Genomic DNA, 23,897 nt, shown 5'->3' on the forward strand with positions numbered 1-23,897 from the left:
CTTGTTTTTAGTAGGAAAGTTATCGTTACCATGCGCTGAATCTCACTTTTAGATAACTATATTGTCGAAATGTTTCGAGTTGAATTAAAGTGAGGATATTATTTGATTGGGGCGTGCTGAATAAGGCATGAAAACGGATTGTTTTTCATCAGCATATTAAGCGCATTTTCCCCGATTTTTAGAAATGCCCAATCCTTCAAAGTCTGAGGAAAGTGCATGTTCAACAAAATCAAACGTATTGGAAAAGTTATGAGAGCAGTATTTAAGCCAACATTTTTGGCGCTAAGTTTATCGTTAGGAGGCTATGCAGTGGCAGGTACAACGATGTTTAAGGATGTAATCCAAGTCGAGCAACAAAGCCCAGCCTCGAAGGTGCATTGGCAAGATGATTCACCTGAGATGAATAAATTCATTGATGAGCTGATCAACAAGATGACACTAAAAGAAAAAATAGGTCAGCTTGATCTACAAAGTGGTTTTCGAAATACAACGGGACCCTTTATCAATGAATCGTATGAGCAACAAATTAGAGATGGGCAAGTTGGTGCCATTTTTAATGCCTATGGTGCGGAGTTTGGTCGTCACCTACAAAAAATTGCCGTAGAAGAAACGCGTATGGGCATTCCTCTTATTGTTGGGCATGACATTATCCACGGTCATAAAACAATTTTTCCACAGTCTATCGGTGAAGCCGCTACTTGGGATTTAGATGCAGCAAAAACCAGTGCACAGTTTGCGGCTAAAGAAGCGGCAGCCGATGGGATTATGTGGACCTTTGCACCAATGGCAGATCTAGTTAGAGACCCTCGCTGGGGTAGAGTCTCTGAAGCGTCTGGTGAAGATGTATTCTTGTCTACTGCAATGGCAGTAGCGCGTGTTCAAGGGTTTCAAGGCGATGACTTGAGCAAACCTGATACGGTAATGGCAACGGCGAAACACTTCGTTGGTTATGGACTATCGCAAGCTGGGCGAGATTATCACTCAACGGACGTTTCTGAGCATGAGCTTTGGACGACCCAGATGCCTCCTTTTAAAGCGATGGTTGATGCTGGTGTCGGCACATTTATGACAGCATTTAATGATCTGAATGGTGTTCCAGCGTCAGGTAGCAAGCGACTGTTAACTGAAGTGTTACGTAACCAATGGGGTTTTGAGGGTTTTGTTGTTACCGACTACACCGCTATCAATGAATTGGTGCCACATGGTTACGCTCGTGATGATAAACATGCCGCAGAAATCGCATTCAATGCGGGGGCTGATATGGACATGGTTGGTCAGCTTTACATCGAACATTTAGCGTCATTAGTGGCAGAGGGTAAGGTGTCTGAACATGCCGTCGATAAGTCAGTTCGCTCAATTCTTGAAATGAAATGGCGATTAGGGTTATTTGAAGACCCATACCGTTATAACGATAAAGAAAGAGCTGCTCGAGAAATTCTTAGCATTGACAATCTCGAAGCCGCTCGAGATGTCGCAAGAAAGTCGTTTGTGTTGTTAAAAAATGACAATGACGTATTACCTCTTAATACCACGAAAGTCGATTCTATCGCATTGATAGGACCGCTTGCTGACAGCAAAGCTGACATGATAGGTAACTGGGCCGCTGCGGGGGATCGTAAGAGCGATCCCGTATCGGTGCTTGATGGCTTAAAGAGTCGTTATGGTAACGATATAGAAATTCACTATGCAAAAGGTGCGAGCAACGAGTACCTATCGACTCAAGAGGAACTTGATTCTTTAGAAGGGTTAACGGTACCGCGTATTCATAAAGCCGACCCTCAGTTGCAGTCAGATCTTGATGCCGCCATCGCTGCAGCTGAAAAGTCTGATGTGATAGTGATGGTTATGGGTGAAGACCAACGCATGTCAGGCGAAGCAGCAAGTCGAGTTGAACTCACATTGCCTGGTAATCAAGAAGAAGTGATGAAAGCGTTGAAAAAACTCGGTAAGCCGATGGTACTTGTTGTGATGAGTGGTCGTCCAAATGATTTACGATGGGCAGATGAAAACGTTGATTCTATTTTACATGCGTGGTATCCGGGAACAGCTGGTGGCTATGCCATTGCCGACGTGTTGTCGGGTGATTACTCTCCGTCTGGCAAATTACCAATGACATTCCCACGCTCAGTCGGTCAAATACCGATTTACTATAACGAGAAGAATACGGGCCGCCCTTATAAAGCCGATAACCCTAACCAACGACAAGAGCATTATAAGTCGCGTTATGACGACTCACCGAATACGCCGTTATACGCATTTGGTCACGGTCTAAGCTATGGCCACTTTGATTACAGTGATATAGAGCTAAGTTCGGATTTCTTAAGTTCAGAGAAAGACTTACAAGTGAGCGTTAAGGTGACTAACTCCGGTGACTTTGATGGTGAAGAGGTTATTCAGCTTTATACTAAGCAGCATGTGGGATCGATTACTCGCCCAGTAAAAGAATTAAAAGGCTTTCAAAAAGTTCATTTCGAAGCCGGTGAAAGTAAAACCATTTCGTTTACGCTCTCAACCGATGACCTCGCATTTTATCGCGCAGATATGAGCTGGGGTTACGAGTCGGGCACGTTTGATGTCTTCGTAGGAACGGCTTCAGATAACGTTCAGCAAGCCAGTTTTTCTATTACTCATTAATCCATTACTTATGAACGAGTGAGCCTGCCTTGGCAGGCTCTTTTTGAAGGAACAAACGATGAAAAAGTCGGTATTGTCAGGTTTGGTTGTGGGGGCATTATGCTCAGTTTCATTGTCCGCAGTTGCGGCTGATACTCCTAGCTCAGTTGAGAGCGAACGTCCAAATATTCTTTTCATTATGTCTGATGACCACGCGGTACAAGCGCTTAGCGCTTATGGGCATCCGATATCTAAGCTTGCGCCTACGCCGAATATTGACCGAATCGCGGAAAACGGGGCAATATTTGAACGTTCATACGTGACGAATTCACTCTGTGGTCCAAGTCGTGCTGCGATGCTCACAGGTAAGTTTGGCCATGAAAATGGTTTTACTTATAACGGGCAAGTATTTGATGGAAATCAATTTAATTGGGCTAACACGCTGCAAGATGCGGGTTATACAACGGCAATGATTGGTAAGTGGCATATTAACCGTATTCCTAATGGGTTTAAGTTTGATCACTGGGATATTTTGAACGACCAAGGGGAATACTATAACCCCGATTTTATAACGAGTGACGGTGTCACTATGGAGATGGGGTACACCACCGATATTATTACCACCAAGTCTTTAAACTGGCTTGAGAATAGCCGTGATAAAACAAAACCATTTGCATTACTGATGCACCACAAGGCCCCTCACCGAAATTGGATGCCCGCACCACGGCATACTCAAACTTTTGAAAATACAGAATTTCCGCTGCCAGAAAACTTTTTTGATAACTACGATAATCGACAAGCGGCGAGCAACCAAACGATGACGATTGCGCATCATACTCAAGATGGTCACGACTTAAAGATGACTGTTGCAGAAGACAGTGGTGAATGGCGAGAAGATATTTGGCCACACCTTTTAGCCCGCCTTACACCAGAACAAAGAGCAAAATGGGATGCGGCTTATCAGGCACGTAATGATGAGATGAATCGTTACGAAGCCAAATGGACCGAACAGGAAATGGCGGAATGGAAATACCAACGCTACATGCAAGATTATCTTGCGACGATCATTGCTGTCGATGAAAGCGTTGGTCAAGTACTCGATTACTTAGAAGAGGCAGGCCTCAGCGAGAATACGCTGGTTGTCTACACTTCCGACCAAGGCTTTTTCCTCGGTGAACACGGATTTTATGACAAGCGATTTATGTATGAAGAGTCTTTTTCTACACCGTTAGTCATGCAATTACCGGGTGTGATTGAAAAGGGCATTGTGATTGATGAACTGGTGCAAAATATCGATTATGCTCCAACCTTCCTTGATATTGCAGACGTCAAAGTTAACGAAAAATTGCACGGTCAATCTCTTAAACCATTGCTTGCAGGTGAAGAAGCAACAGAGTGGCGAGAGGCTTTGTATTACCACTATTATGAGTTCCCTGGATTCCATGATGTAGCTAGGCATTATGGCGTATCTGATGGACGTTATAAGCTCATTCATTTTTATCACCCAAATGATGAGTGGGAGTTTTATGACTTATCCGCCGACCCTTCTGAAATGAACAACGCGATTGATTCTCCTGAATATCAAGCTGAAATAAAGCGTCTCAGAGAGCAGTTGGCGAACCTGCAAAAACAATACGATGTGCCCCCAATCGAGGAGTGGAAAGACGCTGACTTAATGAGGCAGCCTAACCCTTCACTCGAATCATTGTTTCCCGAGAGTTTCAAGTAATAACACATTTTTTGTACGACGTGGCTCTATATGCAGAGCCACGTGATCAATAAATAGGATGATTGAGCGTAATGCTCATTCGGCATTTGTGAAGGTTGAATGGTTATGAATGGCAATACAAGTTTAGTGTTAAGCGAAAAAGCTATTTGGCGAAAAACTGATTTGGCGAAAATGTTGAGCCAAGCAATGACTATTGGCGCAGTGAGTCTAGTTATAATGGGCTGTAATGGCGGTAGTGGTACTGATGAAGGGGGACAGGGGGGCAATCCACCTCCTTCAGATAACGATATTGTGATCAGCGATTGGCACTTTTCTGGGGGCAGCGCCGATATCGCGGTTGCCGCCAAAAATGCGGGTTATTATGCGATTGCCAGCCAGCAGTCACTGCATATTGAGATTCGAGATGTGCGTGAAAACCTTCTACATACTATTCAATCTCAAGACATCATTAATACCGTGCCTGATATGGATCTTTCACATGCTAACAGTCTGTGCGGTTTAACATTGACGCCATCGGGTCGATTTTTGTATATGGCGTTATGTGATGCTGACGCAGGTGTAAAAGATGATGTAATCCTCGCTTATAACACTAACACTAAACAGCTTTCAGAGTTCACGCGTTTGATGCTGCAATCTTCCGATGTTGAGCAAACTCAACCATATGGAATGAACTATTTTAAATCTAAGCTTTATGTTGGTAATCATCAAGGTGCTTATAGGGTAGAGGCCGCGCGAAACACAGTATACAGAACGACCCATAATAACCATCAACCAGTCATCACAAACATCACCTTGGGAAGTGCAGTGCAAGACATCGCGGTTGATGCGGAAAACCAGCAAATCTATTTGATGTCTCAAGATCAAATTGCCAAGGTTTGGCATACCACATCTAGACCCACAGTCGTGCATCAAGGAACCGATTTTGTAGGGTTGTCATTTAGCAGTGTGTTTGGCGAAAAGGGCAGTGAAGGCTTGTATTTGGCGGCTAAAGATGAGGGGTATACCAACCTATCTTACGTTCCTAAGAGAGAACTCGACCAGATGACATTTCGTCCTTATTACTCGTCACCGACACAATGGAGCAGTTTTTCATTAACTGCAGATGGTCAGTTACTGTTTGCTGATGGAAACGCCTCAAAGTTAAGGGACGACAGGGATCAACGGTTAATGTTTGATGATTGGCTGAAAGATGAACTAAGCCAATATGTGCGAGCAATTAAAGGGCTGACCGCCTCCAACTTAACCGATAATAATGCTTCTCCTGAAGGGTTTTTACATAGGAAGTTAGAGAGCCAGCGTGTTAATACATTGCCAATTGCGGATAACGTTGGCTGGGCGTTATATCTACTGATGGCGGCTGATAAAGTACAGCCTGATCCAGAAATTGAACCATTAATTGAATTGTTGATTAAACGTCACGCTGGGTTACATGAAGATGGGCAAGGTGGAACTAAGAGTGTAGACGGTCACTTTGTTCGTAATTATATTGCCAATGGAGAGACAGAGCCAAACAACCCCCAAATGCAAGTCTATATCAGCATGAAATTTTTGCCTGCGGTACATAAGGCTGCAGAAATGTACCCCGATAATGCGAAAGTGGCACAGTACAAAACCTTTTTAGACCAAACGTTACTTCGTTCTGGTGACGTAATTCGTTCTCATCAGCGCATTACGTGGGAGTCGGATGATTTTGGTCCAAAACGCATGAACCATAGAATGAGTAACGAGACCTGGTTATTCGGTGAGTTGGCTGCTGCACAAGACCCAAGAGTATCAGATCTCTACGATGATTATGTGTATGGGCGAGAGAACTTTAAATACGATGATTGGCTTAACGGGGAGCCTGTCATTAGTGCATCTCATGCGGCCTTTATTGTTATGGGGGCGCCATTGATCTTGGAACATCACTACAGTGATAAAAATTGGAAACAACAAAACGACAATTATTACGCCATCACGCAAGCGGAATCGGATGATTTAGGTGCTAAATACTTTGCTGCATTTTCAGCAGGAAACAACCCTGACAAGGGGGGGTATTATAATGATGGGCCTTCCGATCATCCTGGTAACTTTATTCATTTCCCGGCTGTACTCGGTTTTGGGCAGATGGGGCATTCAGCGGCCGTGCTTGGTGGCTATAAAGCGTATCGCGACAACAGGCGCCAAACTATGAAAAGTGCTGGAGATGATCAGATTTCATTGTTAACGCGATGGTCAAAAGATAACACTGGCTATGAGATGAGTGGTATTGGGATCGCGGATTTTTGGTTTGGGTCGATAGGATTGGTTGAAACTATTCAACCGGGCGTGATGGGTCAATTCCGTAATGAATTCTTTTACCCTGAACTTCGTGAAGAGTTGACTTCGGATGGTCGAATTTTACACTTTTCTAAATTGACGCCGCGTTTAATCGAAGGGGTAAAAAACAATGGTGAAGTTAGGTCATTTGGTTACCAAACATCGCCGTTTGTCGTTCCAGGTAATGACACGTTTTCAAGTTTCAACGTGATTGACCCACTAGGTGATTGGGTGGAACTTAATGATATTGTGAGCATTCTGACAGATAAGCCTGCCCGATTTGAAAACCCGAACTTTGATACTGGGACGCTTCAAGGATGGCAACCTTCAGGGAATGTGGCGATTATTGACGGTGAACTCGGGCCGTCCGCTAAACTTTCTGGCTCAGCCAGTTTGTCACAAGGTGCATACTTGCCGCTTGGATTAGCAGGGAGCGGTTATCAAGTGTCCGCTTACGTCGCACCGCTTTCCGGTTCATCAGGTTCGGGCTACGTTCAGCTGACCTGGTCTTCGAGTCCAAATACTAAGGGTGACGTATTGGCAGGGCGAAGCGAAAAAGTGTTGTCAGGTGAGCAGCCAAGGCTTGTCACGGTTATGACGAATCAACCAGCAGGGCATGCGTATTTACATATTGAATTTGTCACTGAAAGTGGAGAGTTTGCTTTTGATAACACCGCGTTACAGTCGTTTGGTGCGCAAGATGTCGGTTTTAGTATTGAGGATGCGGCATGGAGCTTGTCTGGGGTAACGCAAAGTGATGGTCGTTTACAATTCTCCGCTTCACAGGGGAGTAACGGTTGGGTTTCTGCAACAACAGAATATGACATTAGCGCAGACGATGATGGAACGCGTTATTTGTTTTCATTCGATGCTAACGAGAGACAGATCCATGATGGCGAATTTGTTATCAGTGCGGTGATAAAGACTGACTCAGGTGCTGAAGTGAAGTGGGAAGAAGTGATGTCGGTGAGTGATGAATCATCGGATAACCTAAGCTTCGCTATGCGAAAGCGTCCTGGTGAAATCGGTTTCGAGTTGCAATTTAAAATGAGAGCGAATGAGCAAAACAGTCGTATGAGTGTTGAGAATCTATCGGTTGCTAAGGAGCTGCTCTTCGATATTGGGCAATGCTCCGGTTCAATCACAGGCTGTTAGTTAGGTATTAATGCTTCGTTGTGTATAACGAAGCTTGCTAATCATCATGTTATAGAAAAACCTTCTGAGGTAAAACTCAGGAGGTTTTTAATTTGAAGCAGTCGTTATCAACCCCTTTTTACTAGATAAGTGATGGGTATTCGTAGGTAAATAAAATGGTAAAAGAACACGTGGACATGGCACAATTGACCGAGAAACAAAAGATGCGGTTGGGCTTAACGTATATTCCCTTTGATGAGGAGCTAACCAAGGATAGAACGTTAGCAAAGAAGCTGTGCTTTGAATTGTCGAAAACGTGCCCGACAGATAGGCAGGGTATCGGTGCGTTTCTTGAAAAAATAATTGGATACCAAACCGACGCCTGGATAGAGCCACCTTTTTATTGTGATTATGGCTATAATATAGAGCTGGGTAAAAATTTCTATTGTAATCATGGTTGTATGATTTTAGATGGTGCGAAGGTCACCATTGGAGATAATTGTCTATTTGGCCCTAACGTTGTCATTGCAACACCCGGTCATCCCTTAAATCCAGAGGAGAGGGCGAGAGGTGATGAATACGCACGAGCGATTACGCTTGGCAATAACGTTTGGTTAGGCGCAAATGTTGCCGTATGCCCCGGGTAACTATTGGTGATAATGTTGTCGTTGGGGCAGGAAGTGTTGTTGTAAAGGATTTACCCTCAAACACAGTGTGTGTTGGTTCACCTGCTGTTGTGAAACGCTCGAATGTTAATACGATAACAAATGGGTTAGGTGCGGTTTAGCTAAGTGTTAAGCTTAACTGATGGGCATCACATCTAGTGTGGTTTTTTATGCCTGAATAGTCTTCATGAGGCTCTGTATGTACTGTCATCCTCAAGTTTTACTTCGACGGAGGGTTAATATTGCTGGAGAGGTTTCGCGTATCAAGGGCTGTGAGATTGGAGTAGTTATCACCGTCTTACATTCTAACCTTCAACAACGTTTGTGAGGGGATTACGAAAGTGGGGCATATTACTTACCTATAAGCACGCTTAGAGATGGTTAAGATAGCTTCAGGTTCAGGGATTCGAGAGGCTAGAGTAAGTTTTACAGGCGCTATTAACCGTATTTATGCGCCGTTCTGTTGGTTAGCTTTAAGTCCAGACGAAACCCAGTCAAACTTAAAGGGATTAGAGAAAATCTGAGTCACTTCATTCTTCCAGATAAAAGAAAGGACCGAACGTTACGACGTTCAGTCCTTTTTGTTCCATCTAAATTTAAGCTGTAGCGATTATCCGAACAGCATTAGCTACAGTGAGCGGGCTTTCTATAAATCGTACAGTCTAACGCCTTAATGGGTCAGCTGTTTAAGGCCTTAGCCTCGATTCTCGTGTGAGAAATCCTAGCTTAGTCGAAAAGACCTAGGTTTTCTTTTGCGTATGCTTCAAATTCTGTGCAGCCGCCGATGTGGTCTTGGTCGATGAAGATTTGTGGAACTGTATCGACAGGTTTACCAACAGTCTTCTCTAGATCAGCTTTGCTGATACCTTCAGCGTGGATGTCAACGTAACGGTAGTTGAAGTCATCGCGTTTAGCTTTAAGAGTTTCAGCATGCTCTTTTGCACGAACACAGAATGGGCAAGCAGGGCGACCAAAAATAACTACAAACATTTAATTTCTCCTAAATACGGGATGAGGCTCGTTAACTCGATTATGTTAACTATTCATTAGTGAATGCCACTCAAAATTTCTTAAAACCAACTATGCCTCAATGCCATGGGGAAATAAAGATGGAATTACCTCTTAATACAATAGGTTTTGTCTATCAGAGCAAATAATGGTCACAAAAAGGATCCATGCTGATTTCTGATGGGTATTCAGATTGATTACCCTTAATTTAAGAGTGTGAATTACCCCTAAGAATACGACATTAATCCATCTTTAATGCGACAAGTTGCACTTCGTCAAAAAAAGCGCATACAGAACGAGGCATCTTAATACTGATGCACGATATAAAGGCTAAATTCCAATAACCAAGAGTTCGCAGTTTTGTTCGGTCATAGGCGCAGGAGGCACCATGTTTCAATTTATGACATCTACAAAGATCATCTTTGGTGATGGAGCACTTTCCGCTTCATTGTCTCTCTTTAATCAATACGGCTACAGCGTGTTATTGGTTACAGGCAATACATTAGAGCGCACTTCAATTGTTACTGACTATCTGGATGCGCAGAGTATGCGTTATCAGCACATCGCAGTTTCCGGTGAACCTAATATTAAAATGGTTGAAGAGGCGGCTATTTCCGCTCGTCGATTTAAGCCAGATATGGTCGTAGCGATGGGCGGTGGCAGTGCCATCGATATGGGAAAAGCGTTAGCCGCGGTTTTACCTAATCAAGGTAACTTGTATGACTATGTCGAAGTGGTCGGGCGTAATGTTCCTCTTAAAACCAAACCTCTGCCGTTTATCGCTATTCCAACCACGGCGAGTACCGGTGCCGAGGTCACGAAAAACGCGGTGCTGAAATCAGGCCAAGACCAAGTGAAAATCAGCTTGAGAAGCCCAGACATGCTGGCTGACGTAGCGATTGTCGACCCAACCCTAACTCATGGAACCAATCTTTATCTATCTGGACGAGGTGCGATGGATGCCTTTACTCATCTAATGGAAGCCTACGTGTGTGGTGAGCCGAATCCGTTAACCGACATGATTTGTGAAGAAGGGCTGCGTAAGTTGAGTGGTTCTGTGGTTCAGGCATGTGTTTATGATGAGCCACAAGCGCGTTCTGATCTTGCTTTCGCTTCTATGCTCGGTGGTATGGCGATAACCAATGCCAAGCTTGGCGCAGCCCATGGTTTAGCCTCTGCACTAGGAGGTAAGATTTCTGCGCCTCATAGTGTGATTACCGCGCGTTTAGCGCCATTTGTGATGTTGGAGAACATAGCTGTCGCGAAAGAGCAGCAAAGAAGCGACATCCTAGCGCGTTATCAGCGAATCGCTCAGATAATAACAGGTAACGTAGAAGCAGTAGAAGAGGAGGCAATTTCTTGGTTATCGGAAGTGCTTGATACGCTTAAGTTACCCAACTTGCTGGAATTTGGTGTCTGTGAAGCACAGTTTGATGAGGTGTCTACAGATGCGCTCAAATCCGTGGCGATTAAAGGAAACCCTTTGCCGCTTAACCACGAGAGGCTCGTACACATTTTGAAGCAGGTGTGTGAGAAGTGCAGTTGTAGAGAAGGGCATCATGAGGGAGCTTCAATGAATCAAATTGGGCAAGAGCCAGCTGTCGAGTCGAGCTTTACCATTATCAATTCTTATGCGTCCGAAAATAGCGTGGTTGAGAAGGGCAATAGTTGGACTATCTAACGGTCTTAAACTTGTTCGTTGTATAAGTCATTTTATACAGACAAATAAAAACGGAGCTCTAGGCTCCGTTTTTTTAATTTAACTTGTTCTCTGGTCATCTGTTTTCAGTTCATGACTAAGCAGATTAGAACTGAGAGTACTTCTCGTAACGTGAATCACGAAGTGACTCTTTGACGCGCTTTAGGTTCTCTCTGAAACCAGAACCACGACGTAGCGTAAAGCCTGTCGCTAGCACATCGATAACCGTCATCTGAACAACGCGACTTGCCATTGGCATGTAAACGTCAGTGTCTTCTGGAACATCCAGAGAAATAGACAACGAGCTCGCTTTATCCAGTGGAGAATCTTTTGCTGTGATAGCAATAACTGTCGCACCGTTTTCACGCGCTAAGTTTGCAATCTCAACTTGGCTTTTAGTGCGGCCAGTATGAGAGATAAGAACAATAACGTCGTTATCACTGCAGTTAATGCAGCTCATTCGTTGCATCACGATGTCTTCGAAACACGTGATTGGGATATTAAAACGAATAAACTTGTTTTGAGCATCTTTGGCGACAGCAGAAGAGGCACCCAGTCCAAAGAATGAAATGCGTTTTGCTTGAGTCAGCAAGTCAACAGCGCGGTTTACTTGCATCGCATCTAGACTGTTTTTAGCAACGTCTAGACAAGCCATAGTTGATTCGAAAATCTTATGCGTATAAGCATCTGGACCATCATCTTCTTCAACATTACGGTTCACGTAAGGTGTACCGTTCGCCAAGCTTTGAGCTAGGTGAAGTTTGAAGTCAGGGAAGCCCTTTGTGTCTAATCGACGACAGAAGCGGTTAACTGTAGGCTCACTCACGTCAGCCATTTTAGCTAAGGTAGCAATGCTAGAATGAATTGCAGTTTGAGGGGAAGCCATAATTACTTCGGCTACCTTACGCTCAGACTTGCTGAAATTTTCCAGGTTTTTTTGTATTTTTTCTAATGTATTCATAGTGTTCACAAGGGTATAGAGAACAACTTGCTAGTTAATATCTTTTACCAGGGGGTATGGCTGAAGCAAATATCAGTAAACACAAAGCCAAATGTATATTTGGTATCGTAAATACTGCTGCGTCAAATAGATATCAAGCTAACTAGCACCATAGAGTCAGTATAAACCCAACATACTATTTACTAATACAAAAACAGGGCATGAATGCTTAAGAATATGACAAACCTCAACAAAATTTTAGAAAACTACAGAATTGGAAGAGAGTTTGAGCAAAAAGAATGCAAAATGAGTATGAACTGACAGCTTAGTTACATCAAAAAGAAAGAAATTTTCAATTTGATGCAACTAAAATTGAATGACTATGGGTTGATTTGCGTAACCAGTTTGTTGATTTTGCCCATCAAGTTTGGTGCTAGTTTAGAGATCTCACGCTGTTCTTCAAGCACTGACGAAAGAATATCATTACCTGTTAGTGGGTTTGCTAACACCACGCGGAAAACGATGATTGGCTGATGTGCCCATGCTTCAGGGTTTAAGCGTGTACGTGACACGAAAGACTTACCTGTTTCACGCTGCTTCTTCTGAATAAACTTAGTCAGTTCATTGAGCAACTCATTCAGTTCGACACGATGTTCAGGCTCAGCTTTAAGCAGTGCAGCTTTGACTGATTCAGGTACGTAGCGATAAGTCAGTAGGCAAAGCTCAGGTTCTGAAACCAGTTCGAAGTCGCTCTGATCTTTAATTAGGTCGGCAAAGTAGCGCGCTTTGTTGATGCTTTGGTCGATCAGCAGTTCATAACCTGGGCGGCTAATGATGTGCATTGCGGCGTAAACCAGCATTGCCATGCCTGAACGAGAGCCTTCTAACGTATGGCTGCCTAAATCTTTTGAGCCCTTACGAAGAATGTATTGAGCATGATGTTCAATCGCAGTCATCGCATCTGGCTTCTTAAACAGAACCATGCCCGCACCCATAGGGATATAAAGCTGTTTATGCGCATCAATCGTGACTGAATCCGCGAGTTCAATACCATCAAGCAGGTGACGATGATTGTTAGACATTAGAGTCGCACCGCCCCAAGCAGCATCAACGTGGAAATGACAATCGGATTCGGCACACACCTCAGCAATGTCTCTTAGCGGGTCGATATTACCGGTTTCGGTTGTACCAGCCACACCAATGACGGCGAAAGGTTTGATCTTGTTCTGCTTGAGTTGCTCAATCTTGAGTCTTAGATCATCAGTACAAATACGGTTGTCGTTATCTGTTTTAACAGATACTAGACCTTCTTGACCAATACCAAGGACATCCGCGGCTTTTTTCAGAGAGTAGTGGCCACGTTCAGAGACTAAGATGGCAAGGCCTTCGTAGTCGTAGTGCTTCATAGCTTTAAACAAGCCTTCTTTTTCTACACCTTTGAACGAACCTTGCGCTTTTAGTGCGTTGTTACGTGCAACCCAAAGCGCCGTAATGTTCGCGATGGTACCGCCAGAACAAAACGCACCTAAAGAGTGGTTTGCGCTGTGCATCCAACGAGAATAAAACTGGTCACTATCTTGATAAATCAGGCGATGTAACATGCCCAGAACTTGACGTTCTAGGGGAGTGAAAGCTTTTGAGGTCTCGATTTTTACTAGATTCTGATTCAACGCAATCATGATTTTTGAAAGCGGCATCAGGAAGTACGGCAACGCAGAGGTCATGTGGCCAATAAAACTTGGCGAAGACGTGTGAACCGAATGAGACACAAGAGAATCGAGGAGATGCTCAGTATGTTCAGAAACAAACTCAGGCTGCTCTGGGATATGAGCATTTGAAAAATCTTTCTCAATTTCACGCAGCGGCTTTTCTTCAGCCACAATATGTTCACGTAAGAATTGATTCAGGTTTCGTGAAAGTTTGTCTTCAATTTGAGTGAGTGTTGAATCTGGGCCTTCAGGTACCGTGAAGATACGTAGAAGACTGTCGAAGCTAACATCTGCTGTTTTTTGTTCCGTAACCATAGCAAGCGAGTTATTTTTCTAATATTGACGCGAGCGGGACAATCTAAACGAAAACGGGAACAATGTCCCGTCTTAATTATGAAATCCAACTTCTCAAAAAAGCATATTAAATGCGGGGTTATTTACACTTAATCGCTTCAAGTTTACTGATCGACTGGTTGTAACGCTTTAGCGCTGAGTCGATTTGCTTAGGGTGACTAAGCAGCTCTGCAAAGGCAGAACGTAGTTCGTAGTTTTGAGCGTGAGGCGTTGATTGGCGGTCATCGAACGTTGTTTTCGCGATTTTACCAAGCTCATCATCACGTGTTGATAGCGTTTTAATGTCGTGTTGCTCAAGTTGCAACCAGCCTTCTACAGGCTGCTCTGTTGCCACTTTGCTTGAATCGTTCACAAGGTAGTAGTTAACCGCAGCACGATTCAGCTCAAAGTGGTGCTTACGACCTTCTAGGAACCACTCACTCACTTCTGTTAGCTCTGGATATTGCTCAGAGGTTAATGCAGCAAGGTCGGCATACCAATTCAAAGAAGCGTCGATGTACGCATCATATTTTTTTGCTTGGCACTGGTTTGTCTCAGACATTGAATCTGCTGCAAAAGAGAAAGTAGAAGTTGAAGCTAGCAGTAATGCGACGCAAAGGCGTTTCATAGTAGTTCCTTTTGTAAGTTTATTCTTTTTATAACTTTGTCGTTACAGGTTACCGTGATCGTTATTTGTTGAGCAATGACACTTAGTGTCTTTTTATTTCGGTAACTGTATCGGTGTCTGGGCATTGGTATTCGAGTTGCATTCTAATCTAAAACAAACGCTATTCCTGCGATCTAGTTAGCAAGAGATACAAAGAACAACATCAATATCGGAACAAGCAAACTGAGGATAAAGCCACTGACGATAGCGATAGGCACACATCGAACGCCGCCTGTTGTTTGAATGACCGGTAGGGTGAAGTCCATCGCAGTCGCACCAGCATAACCAATGGAAGTGCATGGATAACTGCGAATCAGCACTGGAATCAGTACCAAGGCAACTAACTCTCTTAACAGTTCAAGCATGAAAGAAGCGCCACCATAGACAGGGCCAAAGGCGTCACCCATTAAGATACCAGCCAGAGAGTACCAACCAAATCCGGAAGACATTGCCAAGGCTTTGAACAGAGGGATATCTAGGATGTAAGCCGCGATTACACCACCTAACATTGAGGTGATGATAATGGTGATTGCGATAACCATGCCGTGCTTGTTGAGTAAGATCTGACGAAGTGTCAGCCCGCTATTACGCAGTTGAATACCGATAAAGAACAGGAGAACAAACAGAATCCATTCGCTTGCGGTATCAACCCAATCAAGGCCAATAGGAAGCACTAAGCCAGCGATTAGCCCTGAACCCACCACTAAGATGAGTTTGGCAGATTCCATCGCCATAGAAGAGAGGGGAAGCTTCTTCTTGCTACTGTCGGTTTTGAGTGGCAATAACTTATCAATAGCGGGCAGTGCCATTAGGTTACAAACGCTTAAGCAGACAAAGAAAGTGACGGTATATAGAAGGATTGTCTGCAGATTACTGCCTAGGTTATCGAGGGCGGCTAAGCTTAGTCCCATCAACGCCAGAATCACGTAGATCAACCGCGATGTTGAGCGGTTGATAAATTCTAATGTCTGAGCGTTCGAAATTGCAAAAAGATACCCCACGACGAGTGGCGCAAATATAAAGATCATCCCTGTAAACATGCTTTCCCCATTGCATTTACTTCATATTACACTTACTTGTAATTTAACAGTGACTTAGAAGCCGCTAGTATTGATCACGTCGCTTAGCTTTGCATTAAAATCATGCTTGCTCAAGTTGCTTAATTTATAAAGCACCTCTGCACCTGTCACGTTTAGTTCAACTTCGTGATCATCGATGTTCTCATCCTTGTTTCTGAACATCAGCAGGTGGTTAGCGATTCGAGCGATATCCAAGTAAGACACTTCACGTTGTTCTTGGTTATTGATGGTATTGCTGCACACATCAATAAAGTCACTGTCGAAGCCCCAACGATTAAGCACCAATTTACTGGTAGCGGAACATTGACCTTGGAAGATCTGTAAAGCGATGTCGTGATCTAGGTAATTGCCATTTTCGAGGTAGAGGTGGTATTCGCTAACCAAACAGAACAAACCAATGTCAGCCAGTAATCCAACAAGCAGTGATTTTTCATGTTCAAGGTAACGGTATTCAATAGGGGAGAGCTCTTTGAAGCCGTTGGTCACCAGTACCATAGTGGCGCCTAGCTCTTTTGATACAGACGCGCTCTGAACCAATAACTTATTACACTCTTTACTGAGGTTGACTGAGTGTTTGAGTTGTTCAATAGCCTGAGCCGTCACGATGTCACGTACTCTTAATATGCCAAGGCGCGACACAGCCGTCATAATATCAACACAAGTAATATTGCGTCGGTTAAAGACGACAGAGTTAGCCACACGAATGACAATAGCAGCGAGGCCTGGGTCTTCGAGTAAGCACTCGGCAACTTCAGCAATCCCAGTTGATTCAAGGGTACAAAGCGATTGAATCTTCAGTACAACGTTAGGGATAGGAGGAAGTGTTATTTTTCCCGCTGAGATAGAATGTCCAACAAGTTGGGCAAACTCTGATTCTAGACCCTTTAAGAGAAGAGCCTTATTTTGAGGTAGCCAGAAAAACGATAAATGATTCATATAAAAAGTAAAAACATGTATGTCCTGCCATTTTACAAGCCGCGATGCTGCGAGGCAATACTCATCCGTCCACATAACCTTTAATAATTTGAACCGGTGTATCACTAGGTGTCCAAATTTAAGCATGGTTTGATAGTTTACTGTGACGTCAATCATGAAAAACCAGAATACTCAATTGATTGATGTGAACTAAGTCCAGACTTATTTTTCTTTTCGAAGTATGATTTATTTAAAGGTGAAAAACGAAACCATAATATTCACCTATAGAATAACAAAATAGATTTAAAATTTTCGCATAACAAGCTGCTTGTCTGGTGATCAACCTAATCGGGGTAATTTGATTAAGGATCAACGGATATGACCGAGACAGCATTTATTAATTACGTGAATCAATTTGGTGAGCATCAAAAACGTTCTATGTTCGGAGGTATTGGCCTCTTTCAAAATGACGCTATGTTCGCTTTATTGAGTGAAGGTTGTTTATTCATTAGAGGTGGAAAATCATTAGATAAAAAACTGACCGATCTTGATTGTGAAAAGTATCGTCATGTAAAGAAGCAGACAACAGCAACCGTAAACTATTACGACATTACGGATCTGTTTACCTGTGAACATCCTGAATTGGATAGTATTATTCGTACTTCAATCGATAATTCAATTCAGCAGCGTAGCTTCAAGAAGTCATCAGCTAGCCGTAGATTAAGAGATCTACCAAACATGCAGCTTACGTTAGAGCGCATGGTTAAAAAGGCGGGTGTGGATGATGTTTCAATGTTTATGCAGTTGGGCGCACCTGAAGTGTTTAATAAGGTTCGCGAAGCGTACGGAAACGATGTTGACCTAAAACTACTTTGGAAATTTGCGGGTGCAATTGATGGTATTCACTGGAAACTATTACAAGAGCCACGCAAGCAGCAATTACTAAAGAGCTGCCACTAAAGAAGTTTGCCTTATATGCTTAAGATTACTGTTAATAAATAAAAACCGAGGAATGTCCTCGGTTTTTTTGTTTCTGTCTTAGCCGGATTTCTTAAAAGACTAAGTATCAAAAGGCTAAGTGTTCATAGAGAGCTTATTTGCTAGGGCTTGAGCTTTAAGTATTAGTACTTGAAGCGAGCAGTGAACATAAGTTGGTCACCGTAGAAGTCGTTAATACGAGCTTCGGCACCTAAAGAGAAAAGCTCTGTAGAGTGGAAACGCGCGTAAACAGAACCTGTCCAATCATCGTTGTCATCGATAGAAACGTAACCACCTTTACCACCAACTTCTAGTTGTGGACCAAGCCATTGGCGAACACCAACGTTGATTTCCATACCGATATCAGTAGAGCTTGAGTTCTCAGGCTGAACGATACGAGCTAGCATTTCACCAGTTAGGTCTGCCCAGTTGTTTAATGGAGCATGGAAACCAAGACCTACAGCTGAGTCGTAATCGCCTTCAAATTCTGAATCGATACGTGCTATAGCGTGAGCGTTCGGGTGAATTGACTTACTGAACGCACCACCAAATGTTACAGGGCTAGCACCGATGCGTGCTTCAAAGTAATCATAGTTAAAGTTGCTCATTACCTGTGGTTGTTCATCAACAGCTAGTGCTTGACCAGAAGCCAATAGCATAGCGGTAGTAAGTAGAATTTTGCGCATAACGACCGTAAACCTATATTAGTGTTAATTCCTTTGGTTTGAGACAAATCGGCAAACCATAAACATTGAGACAGTTTAATCTAACTCACGGAAAAGTAATCCTTTAAAATGTAAAACCTTACTCATTTAGTTAAAAAACAAGCAAATTAAGGATCAGTCTGTAACGGAGATCTCATGTTTTAGGGCGAATGAGAAAAATAGACGAGCGAATTATCCAAAATTTGTATGTGTTCGGACGCTTCTTATATCGAATGCCGCTTTTCTCAGTATCGATTAACCAATCAGTGCTATTCACCAAAACTGGTGCGTTTATCCGCCATTGAAGTCAGTATGCGCTCGGTATCCAAGATGGAAGTCCAGTTAAGTAATTGTTTGTCGTTGGCAATGACATAGTCAGTCAATTGTTGAGTAATAGTGTCTCTCAGTTGGTTGCCTTGCCAAGGTTTTGAAATATAGAAATCAAGTGCAGCGTTGTTAATGGCCGTGACGGTATCTTCCAGCCCAGCTTGCCCTGTGAGCAGCAGCTTACGTGTTGGTTTAGTCGCGTCGTGTTGGTTGAGTTCGATCAGAAAATCAATGCCGGTTTCTTCTGGCATGATGTGGTCGCACAAGATTAACGCGAGCTTAATACCATCTTGTCCCATTTCTTTGATGACTTGCTTGGCTTCATCGACCGACTCAGCACCTTCAACCAGAAAGTTCTCTTCAAATATCGCCAAGTCCTGAAGGACACTATTGAGAACTTCAGGTTCATCATCGACACATAAAATTAGGTACTTATTCATGAGGTGCTCCTTCTTGTTTGAATGGAAGCCACACTTGCATGTTTGTATGACTGCCTACCTCTGACTCCACCAAAATAAATCCTTGATGAGCCGAAACGATTTGTTGAGAAATGGATAACCCAATCCCTAAACCAAAGTTGCCTTCTTTTTTGGTTGTGAAGTTTGGGTTGAAAATGGTGTTGATGTCTTCTTTGGCAATGCCGTGGCCAGTATCGGAGATTTGCACCACAAGAAACGCGTCGTCGCCTTTTATCTGTTGAGAGGTAGTAATGGACACTTTTCCTCGTTCAGTTAGGGCATCGAGCGCATTGGAGATAAGGTTGGTCCACACTTGTTGCAGCGAGAGCGACTGGCACAATAAAGGTGGTAAGTCGGTATCGTAATGCTTTTCGAGTTGGTGATGTTTAAGCCTGTTTTCGAAGATCACTAAGGTATCTTCAAGTCCTTCGTGGATATCTGTGTAGTGGCGAACTTCTTCATCTTCTCTAGCGTAGCTTTTTAGGCTTTTGACCATGTCGGCAATACGCTTGCTGCACACTTGAATTGAGCGGATAGAGTTTCCAACATAGTGGTAATGCTCTAAGTCATTGAGCAGCTCTTTGCCTGCGACAGGGGACGCTTTTAATGTGTCTAGCACCGTAGAGTCTTGGCTTAGGTTTAGTCTCACGGCTTTTTTTGCTAACGCACGGTCATCAATAGTCGACGCCAGATGCTTTACGAGCTGTCTTTCTTGAGCTGTTGATAGTGGCTTAGCTAACTTTGAATGTGCCAGTACGTCAGTCCCTTTATTCGACTCAGGAACGGACAGGTTGGCCAATATCTGGTCGAGATGGTCTGACAGAGTTTCGATGCTTCTCAATATGGCTGCAATCGGGTTATTCAGCTCATGTGCGACTCCCGCGACAAGCTGCCCGAGCATCGCCATTTTCTCTTTTTCGATCAGTTGTTGATGTGCGGACTCTAATGATTCTAGTGTTTGCTGCAGTTTGATCTTATTGGTGATGCTGCGTTGCAAACGTCGATTGAAATGACGAAGCAATAGATTGGTAAATAAAGGCAGCAGGGTATTGTTTGAATGCATCACCTGAGCAAAGCTATCTTTATCCAGCTTGATAACGCGTGTTTGCGTTAGGGTGATCGCGGTAGAAAATGAAGGCTCACCTGTCACAAATGACATCCCGCCAACAATGTTCCCCTTGGAGTGACGTACCACTTCCCGCTGTTGCCCGAGTTCATCTTTCTTATATAAAGCCGCTTCACCCTCAATGATCAGCCATAAAAAGCGATTGTCTTCGCCTTCCACAGTGAGCAGGTGTTCGGGCGAGTAATCACGAATGGCTTTGGTTTTGTCATCTTTTGAAAACACATCTTGTAAGGCACTGACGACACGCTCTGCAAGGGCGTTATCCGAAAGCTGGTGGTAATCGTGAATGAAACCCGATTGGAAAGAGTGAATCTTTTGTTCAATGTGCGCTCTGAGTAAGCGCTGTTGATCCAATGCATTACTGTAAGAGAGCAGGTTTTCTGAGTCGTATTGGATTACAAAAGAGGTCAGCTCTTTTTGTGCGGACTTGAACAGAACCTGATCTTGAACTGGTTTGGTTAGACAGTGGTTGAGCCTGCCTTCATTCACAGCGGTTAGAATGGATTGAATGTCTGACGAAGCGCTGACTAATATCGTTCTTGCGGTATTACTATGGGGCAGCTGTTCGAGTTCAATCAGAAATTGCACGCCATTAAATTCAGAATGATGATGAGTGATCACCAAGGCAACGGTTTGGTTGTGATCATGGATATCTTCTAATGCGTGATGTGCGTCTTCTAGGTTCTCGGCAGTATAAATATCGAATACAGAAGCCAACGGAGCCAGCTCCGAACGTATTCTTTCAATGCTAACCGGATTATTGTCCAAACAGATAACAGCGTATTGATTCACAGCTCAACCTTAATAGTAGCGACGTCTCTAGCCTAGCAAGAACCGCCTAATAAGGATGAGAGCTAGCCGTTAATTTATTGAGGCAATCGAAGTATCGAGCAATAGACTGATTTAACTCAATGTTTCTTGTTTGCTACTGATGGGTTAGACTAAAAAAAACAGACACGTGTAGAAAGAGAACTCATGGAACAGTTAAGAAAAATTGGTGCAATTGGCGGCGCAATCTCATTGGCTCTTTGCTGGCCTTTAGCGGTTGGCCAAATTGGACAAAATGCGATTACTGATGGCGTTGCAAAGCTTAACAATTCAAGCATTCAAGCTGAGATCGTGGAATACGATAGAGGTTACTTGTCTTCCAACGTAACCACTCGTTTAACTGTGACGGATGAAAACCTGAAAGAGCAACTTGCGATTGATGGGCTGCCGAGTGAGTTTGTCATCAATAGTGCAGTCAGCCACGGTTTAGTGAGCCTAAATGCACTGTCGACGTTTGAGAATACCGATATTCTGCCTCTAACTCTGACAACTAGCACTGAGCTAAACGGCAACACTGACTTTAACTTCGAGTTAAGCCAGTTCAATCATCAAGGATCTGATGAGAATGGTACGTCGGTCTCGATCACTAAATCGAATCTTTCTGGCCATGCGACTGTTTTAGGCCAAGTCGATTACGAGCTTTCAATCCCTTCAGTTCAAATTGATTTTGAAACCGGTGAAGAGGTAACGCTGTCTAATCTGAAAGGTGTGGGTTCAGGCCAACAAGCGAAAGGCTACTGGTTAGGTACTCAGAATTTTACTATCGATAGCTTCTTGGTTTCAGACTCTGCAATGCAGCCTTTCATGACCATTGAAAACTCTAAGTACGATTTTGAATCACATCTAGATGAAGCGACTAAGCGTCTGCGCAGCAACCTTAAGCTGGATATCGCAAACATCGAGACCAGTGAAGGCCAGTTGAACAACCTAAACGTCGATTTCGAAATGTCGAAATTGGATAGCGAATCGTTTGAGAAAATCTTTGAGATTTACCAATCTAATCCAATAATGACGCAAGAAGACGTTGCCGAGATCATTCCATTTATCGATATCCTGTTTGCTAAAGGCTTCGACCTTTCAATGAACAATATGTCGTTAGATCTAGGTAAGGGTCAATTCGAATCTAAGTGGTTAGTGAGCGTACCGGAAGGAACCGAAAACATCAGCAGTAATCCTTCGATGATTGTACCTGCATTAAAGGGTAACGTTCACTCTAGCTTCTCAAATGAGCTTGTTGAAGAGTACCCATTCATCCGTGAAGGTATTGATGAATTGCTTGTGATGGAAATGATCAAGGAAACAGAAAGTGGTTATGAAATCAGCGCTGACTTAGAAAATGGAAACCTAGTGTTCGAAAATGGACAAGAAATTCCATTAATCGCTCTACTTATGCCGGTTTTTGTTCAATAAACAGAACAGGCTTGAATACTGATAGGGTGATTTAGCAGGTTCAGCTTAAACATTTTATACGGTACAAAACAAAAGAGGTCTTAAGACCTCTTTTGTTGTTTTTATGTTGGGTAAAACATGGTATTACTTGCATAGTTATTATTTAGCAGGAGCAATCATCCCCATGGAACTTACATTAGATAACGTATTCAACTTCAGTGCTGGCCCAGCTGCACTGCCTAAACCGGTAATGAAACAAGCGCAGGCGGACTTTATTGATTGGAATGGTTTAGGGACTTCCGTGATGGAAATCAGCCATCGCAGCAAGGAATTTATTCAAGTTGCTGACGAGTCCGAACAGGACCTACGTGATCTTCTGAACATCCCAGACAACTACAAAGTTCTTTTCTGTCAGGGGGGCGCTCGTGCTCAATTCGCTGCTGTTCCTCTAAACCTTTTAGGTGACGCGACGAAAGCGACTTACATTGATGCGGGTTACTGGGCAGAAAGTGCAGTGACTGAAGCGAGCAAATATTGCGAAATCGATGTATTCAACGCCAAGACGTCAATTGATGGCAAAGCAGCGGTTGTTCCAGCTAAAGATTGGAAAATCGACCCGGAAGCGGCGTATGTACATTTCTGTCCAAATGAGACCATCGATGGTATTGAAATCAGTGAGCTTCCTCAAACGGATAAGCCAATCGTAGCGGATATGTCATCTAACATTCTGTCTCGTAAGATCGATGTGTCTCAGTACGGTGTTATCTACGCTGGCGCTCAAAAGAATATAGGCCCTGCTGGTATTTGCATTGCTATCGTGCGTGATGATCTGCTAGAGCTAGCAAACGACGTATTGCCGAGCATTCTTAACTACAAAGTACTTGCTGAAAAAGACTCAATGTTCAACACACCGCCAACGTATGCTTGGTACCTATCAGGCCTCGTATTCAAGTGGTTGAAAGCTCAAGGTGGTGTTGAAGCGATGGAATTAGTGAACAAAGAGAAAGCTGCGCTGCTTTATAATGCGATTGATAGCTCAGCTTTCTACAGAAACGATGTTCATACAGTAAACCGTTCAAGAATGAACGTGCCATTCCAATTAGCGAAACCAGAGCTAGATGCTAAGTTTTTAGAGTTGGCTGATGCTGCTGGTCTGAAATCACTAAAAGGCCACAGAGCGGTAGGTGGGATGCGAGCATCACTTTACAACGCGATGTCTCTGGAAGGCGTTCAAGCACTGGTTAGCTTCATGAAAGATTTCGAAGAGAAGTACGCTTAATCGATGACAGGGCTTTGAC

General features: G+C 43.4%; 17 protein-coding genes and 1 pseudogene. 9 read left to right on the forward strand and 9 right to left on the reverse strand.

Annotation, left to right across the window (positions count from 1 at the left end):
* Positions 1–216 precede the first annotated feature (216 nt).
* From bglX to OCV19_RS06405, 5 genes and pseudogenes are all read left to right on the forward strand, one after another.
* A complete protein-coding gene (gene bglX / locus OCV19_RS06385; protein ID WP_240508216.1) occupies positions 217–2,634 on the forward strand; it encodes a beta-glucosidase BglX in 2,418 nt (805 codons plus the stop codon).
* A 58-nt stretch (positions 2,635–2,692) separates the two neighbouring features.
* The gene (locus tag OCV19_RS06390; RefSeq protein WP_065675158.1) at positions 2,693–4,342 is read left to right on the forward strand and encodes a sulfatase family protein; all 1,650 of its coding nucleotides are present in this window, start codon (positions 2,693–2,695) and stop codon (positions 4,340–4,342) included.
* Between the two features lie 105 nt (positions 4,343–4,447).
* Positions 4,448–7,795 carry a hypothetical protein gene (locus OCV19_RS06395; protein WP_065675159.1) on the forward strand — a complete coding sequence of 1,116 codons (3,348 nt, stop codon included), beginning with the start codon at positions 4,448–4,450 and terminating at the stop codon, positions 7,793–7,795.
* Between the two features lie 155 nt (positions 7,796–7,950).
* The gene (locus OCV19_RS06400) at positions 7,951–8,421 is read left to right on the forward strand and encodes a sugar O-acetyltransferase (protein ID WP_276206523.1); all 471 of its coding nucleotides are present in this window, start codon (positions 7,951–7,953) and stop codon (positions 8,419–8,421) included.
* A gap of 386 nt (positions 8,422–8,807) precedes the next feature.
* A pseudogene (locus OCV19_RS06405) lies at positions 8,808–9,046 on the forward strand (IS4 family transposase); the annotation flags it as partial.
* A 119-nt stretch (positions 9,047–9,165) separates the two neighbouring features.
* Here OCV19_RS06405 and OCV19_RS06410 read toward each other — a convergent pair.
* A complete protein-coding gene (locus OCV19_RS06410) occupies positions 9,166–9,429 on the reverse strand; it encodes a GrxA family glutaredoxin (protein WP_009847069.1) in 264 nt (87 codons plus the stop codon).
* A 406-nt stretch (positions 9,430–9,835) separates the two neighbouring features.
* Between OCV19_RS06410 and OCV19_RS06415 the strand changes: the two genes are divergently transcribed.
* Complete coding sequence (locus tag OCV19_RS06415) at positions 9,836–11,128, forward strand: iron-containing alcohol dehydrogenase (protein ID WP_019822608.1); 1,293 nt, start codon at positions 9,836–9,838, stop codon at positions 11,126–11,128.
* Between the two features lie 124 nt (positions 11,129–11,252).
* Here the strand turns inward: OCV19_RS06415 and OCV19_RS06420 are convergent, their stop codons facing one another.
* The 5 genes from OCV19_RS06420 to OCV19_RS06440 all read right to left on the reverse strand — a co-directional run bounded on the left by OCV19_RS06420 (position 11,253) and on the right by OCV19_RS06440 (position 16,810).
* The gene (locus tag OCV19_RS06420) at positions 11,253–12,107 is read right to left on the reverse strand and encodes a MurR/RpiR family transcriptional regulator (protein ID WP_004734686.1); all 855 of its coding nucleotides are present in this window, start codon (positions 12,105–12,107) and stop codon (positions 11,253–11,255) included.
* A 359-nt stretch (positions 12,108–12,466) separates the two neighbouring features.
* On the reverse strand, positions 12,467–14,110 hold the full coding sequence (gene panP / locus OCV19_RS06425; RefSeq protein ID WP_065675160.1) for a pyridoxal-dependent aspartate 1-decarboxylase PanP: 1,644 nt from the start codon (positions 14,108–14,110) through the stop codon (positions 12,467–12,469).
* A gap of 118 nt (positions 14,111–14,228) precedes the next feature.
* A complete protein-coding gene (locus OCV19_RS06430) occupies positions 14,229–14,756 on the reverse strand; it encodes a hypothetical protein (protein ID WP_065675161.1) in 528 nt (175 codons plus the stop codon).
* A gap of 173 nt (positions 14,757–14,929) precedes the next feature.
* A complete protein-coding gene (locus OCV19_RS06435; protein WP_017071961.1) occupies positions 14,930–15,835 on the reverse strand; it encodes a lysine exporter LysO family protein in 906 nt (301 codons plus the stop codon).
* A gap of 54 nt (positions 15,836–15,889) precedes the next feature.
* Positions 15,890–16,810: an HDOD domain-containing protein gene (locus OCV19_RS06440; RefSeq protein ID WP_065675162.1), complete on the reverse strand. Its 921-nt coding sequence runs from the start codon at positions 16,808–16,810 to the stop codon at positions 15,890–15,892.
* A gap of 357 nt (positions 16,811–17,167) precedes the next feature.
* Between OCV19_RS06440 and OCV19_RS06445 the strand changes: the two genes are divergently transcribed.
* On the forward strand, positions 17,168–17,749 hold the full coding sequence (locus tag OCV19_RS06445; RefSeq protein ID WP_017060401.1) for a TfoX/Sxy family DNA transformation protein: 582 nt from the start codon (positions 17,168–17,170) through the stop codon (positions 17,747–17,749).
* 161 nt (positions 17,750–17,910) lie between these two features.
* Here the strand turns inward: OCV19_RS06445 and OCV19_RS06450 are convergent, their stop codons facing one another.
* The 3 genes from OCV19_RS06450 to OCV19_RS06460 all read right to left on the reverse strand — a co-directional run bounded on the left by OCV19_RS06450 (position 17,911) and on the right by OCV19_RS06460 (position 21,174).
* Positions 17,911–18,453, reverse strand: a complete 543-nt coding sequence (locus tag OCV19_RS06450; RefSeq protein WP_048609214.1) for a hypothetical protein — start codon at positions 18,451–18,453, stop codon at positions 17,911–17,913.
* Positions 18,454–18,740: 287 nt separating this feature from the next.
* Positions 18,741–19,238 (reverse strand): response regulator, encoded by a 498-nt coding sequence (locus OCV19_RS06455; protein WP_065675163.1) that lies wholly within the window; start codon positions 19,236–19,238, stop codon positions 18,741–18,743.
* Positions 19,231–21,174 carry an ATP-binding protein gene (locus OCV19_RS06460; RefSeq protein WP_065675164.1) on the reverse strand — a complete coding sequence of 648 codons (1,944 nt, stop codon included), beginning with the start codon at positions 21,172–21,174 and terminating at the stop codon, positions 19,231–19,233. Before OCV19_RS06460 ends, OCV19_RS06455 begins: the two co-directional genes overlap by 8 nt.
* A 183-nt stretch (positions 21,175–21,357) precedes the next feature.
* On the opposite strand from OCV19_RS06460, the gene OCV19_RS06465 reads away from it, so the two are divergent.
* Both OCV19_RS06465 and serC read left to right on the forward strand, forming a co-directional pair.
* Complete coding sequence (locus tag OCV19_RS06465; RefSeq protein WP_065675165.1) at positions 21,358–22,620, forward strand: DUF945 family protein; 1,263 nt, start codon at positions 21,358–21,360, stop codon at positions 22,618–22,620.
* A 163-nt stretch (positions 22,621–22,783) separates the two neighbouring features.
* A complete protein-coding gene (gene serC / locus OCV19_RS06470) occupies positions 22,784–23,878 on the forward strand; it encodes a 3-phosphoserine/phosphohydroxythreonine transaminase (protein ID WP_065675166.1) in 1,095 nt (364 codons plus the stop codon).
* Positions 23,879–23,897: the final 19 nt, after the last annotated feature.

Origin of the sequence: Vibrio celticus (assembly GCF_024347335.1) — a bacterium.
Classification (GTDB): domain Bacteria; phylum Pseudomonadota; class Gammaproteobacteria; order Enterobacterales; family Vibrionaceae; genus Vibrio; species Vibrio celticus.

Bases quoted from the DNA above. Each gene is read 5' to 3' on its own strand.
- OCV19_RS06450 (WP_048609214.1), bottom strand. From the start codon at position 18,453: ATGCGCAAAATTCTACTTACTACCGCTATGCTATTGGCTTCTGGTCAA.
- OCV19_RS06410 (WP_009847069.1), bottom strand. From the start codon at position 9,429: ATGTTTGTAGTTATTTTTGGTCGCCCTGCTTGCCCATTCTGTGTTCGT.
- OCV19_RS06420 (WP_004734686.1), bottom strand. From the start codon at position 12,107: ATGAATACATTAGAAAAAATACAAAAAAACCTGGAAAATTTCAGCAAG.
- OCV19_RS06435 (WP_017071961.1), bottom strand. From the start codon at position 15,835: ATGTTTACAGGGATGATCTTTATATTTGCGCCACTCGTCGTGGGGTAT.
- OCV19_RS06395 (WP_065675159.1), top strand. From the start codon at position 4,448: ATGAATGGCAATACAAGTTTAGTGTTAAGCGAAAAAGCTATTTGGCGA.
- panP (WP_065675160.1), bottom strand. From the start codon at position 14,110: ATGGTTACGGAACAAAAAACAGCAGATGTTAGCTTCGACAGTCTTCTA.
- OCV19_RS06390 (WP_065675158.1), top strand. From the start codon at position 2,693: ATGAAAAAGTCGGTATTGTCAGGTTTGGTTGTGGGGGCATTATGCTCA.
- OCV19_RS06415 (WP_019822608.1), top strand. From the start codon at position 9,836: ATGTTTCAATTTATGACATCTACAAAGATCATCTTTGGTGATGGAGCA.
- bglX (WP_240508216.1), top strand. From the start codon at position 217: ATGTTCAACAAAATCAAACGTATTGGAAAAGTTATGAGAGCAGTATTT.
- serC (WP_065675166.1), top strand. From the start codon at position 22,784: ATGGAACTTACATTAGATAACGTATTCAACTTCAGTGCTGGCCCAGCT.
- OCV19_RS06455 (WP_065675163.1), bottom strand. From the start codon at position 19,238: ATGAATAAGTACCTAATTTTATGTGTCGATGATGAACCTGAAGTTCTC.
- OCV19_RS06445 (WP_017060401.1), top strand. From the start codon at position 17,168: ATGACCGAGACAGCATTTATTAATTACGTGAATCAATTTGGTGAGCAT.
- OCV19_RS06430 (WP_065675161.1), bottom strand. From the start codon at position 14,756: ATGAAACGCCTTTGCGTCGCATTACTGCTAGCTTCAACTTCTACTTTC.
- OCV19_RS06400 (WP_276206523.1), top strand. From the start codon at position 7,951: ATGGTAAAAGAACACGTGGACATGGCACAATTGACCGAGAAACAAAAG.
- OCV19_RS06440 (WP_065675162.1), bottom strand. From the start codon at position 16,810: ATGAATCATTTATCGTTTTTCTGGCTACCTCAAAATAAGGCTCTTCTC.
- OCV19_RS06465 (WP_065675165.1), top strand. From the start codon at position 21,358: ATGGAACAGTTAAGAAAAATTGGTGCAATTGGCGGCGCAATCTCATTG.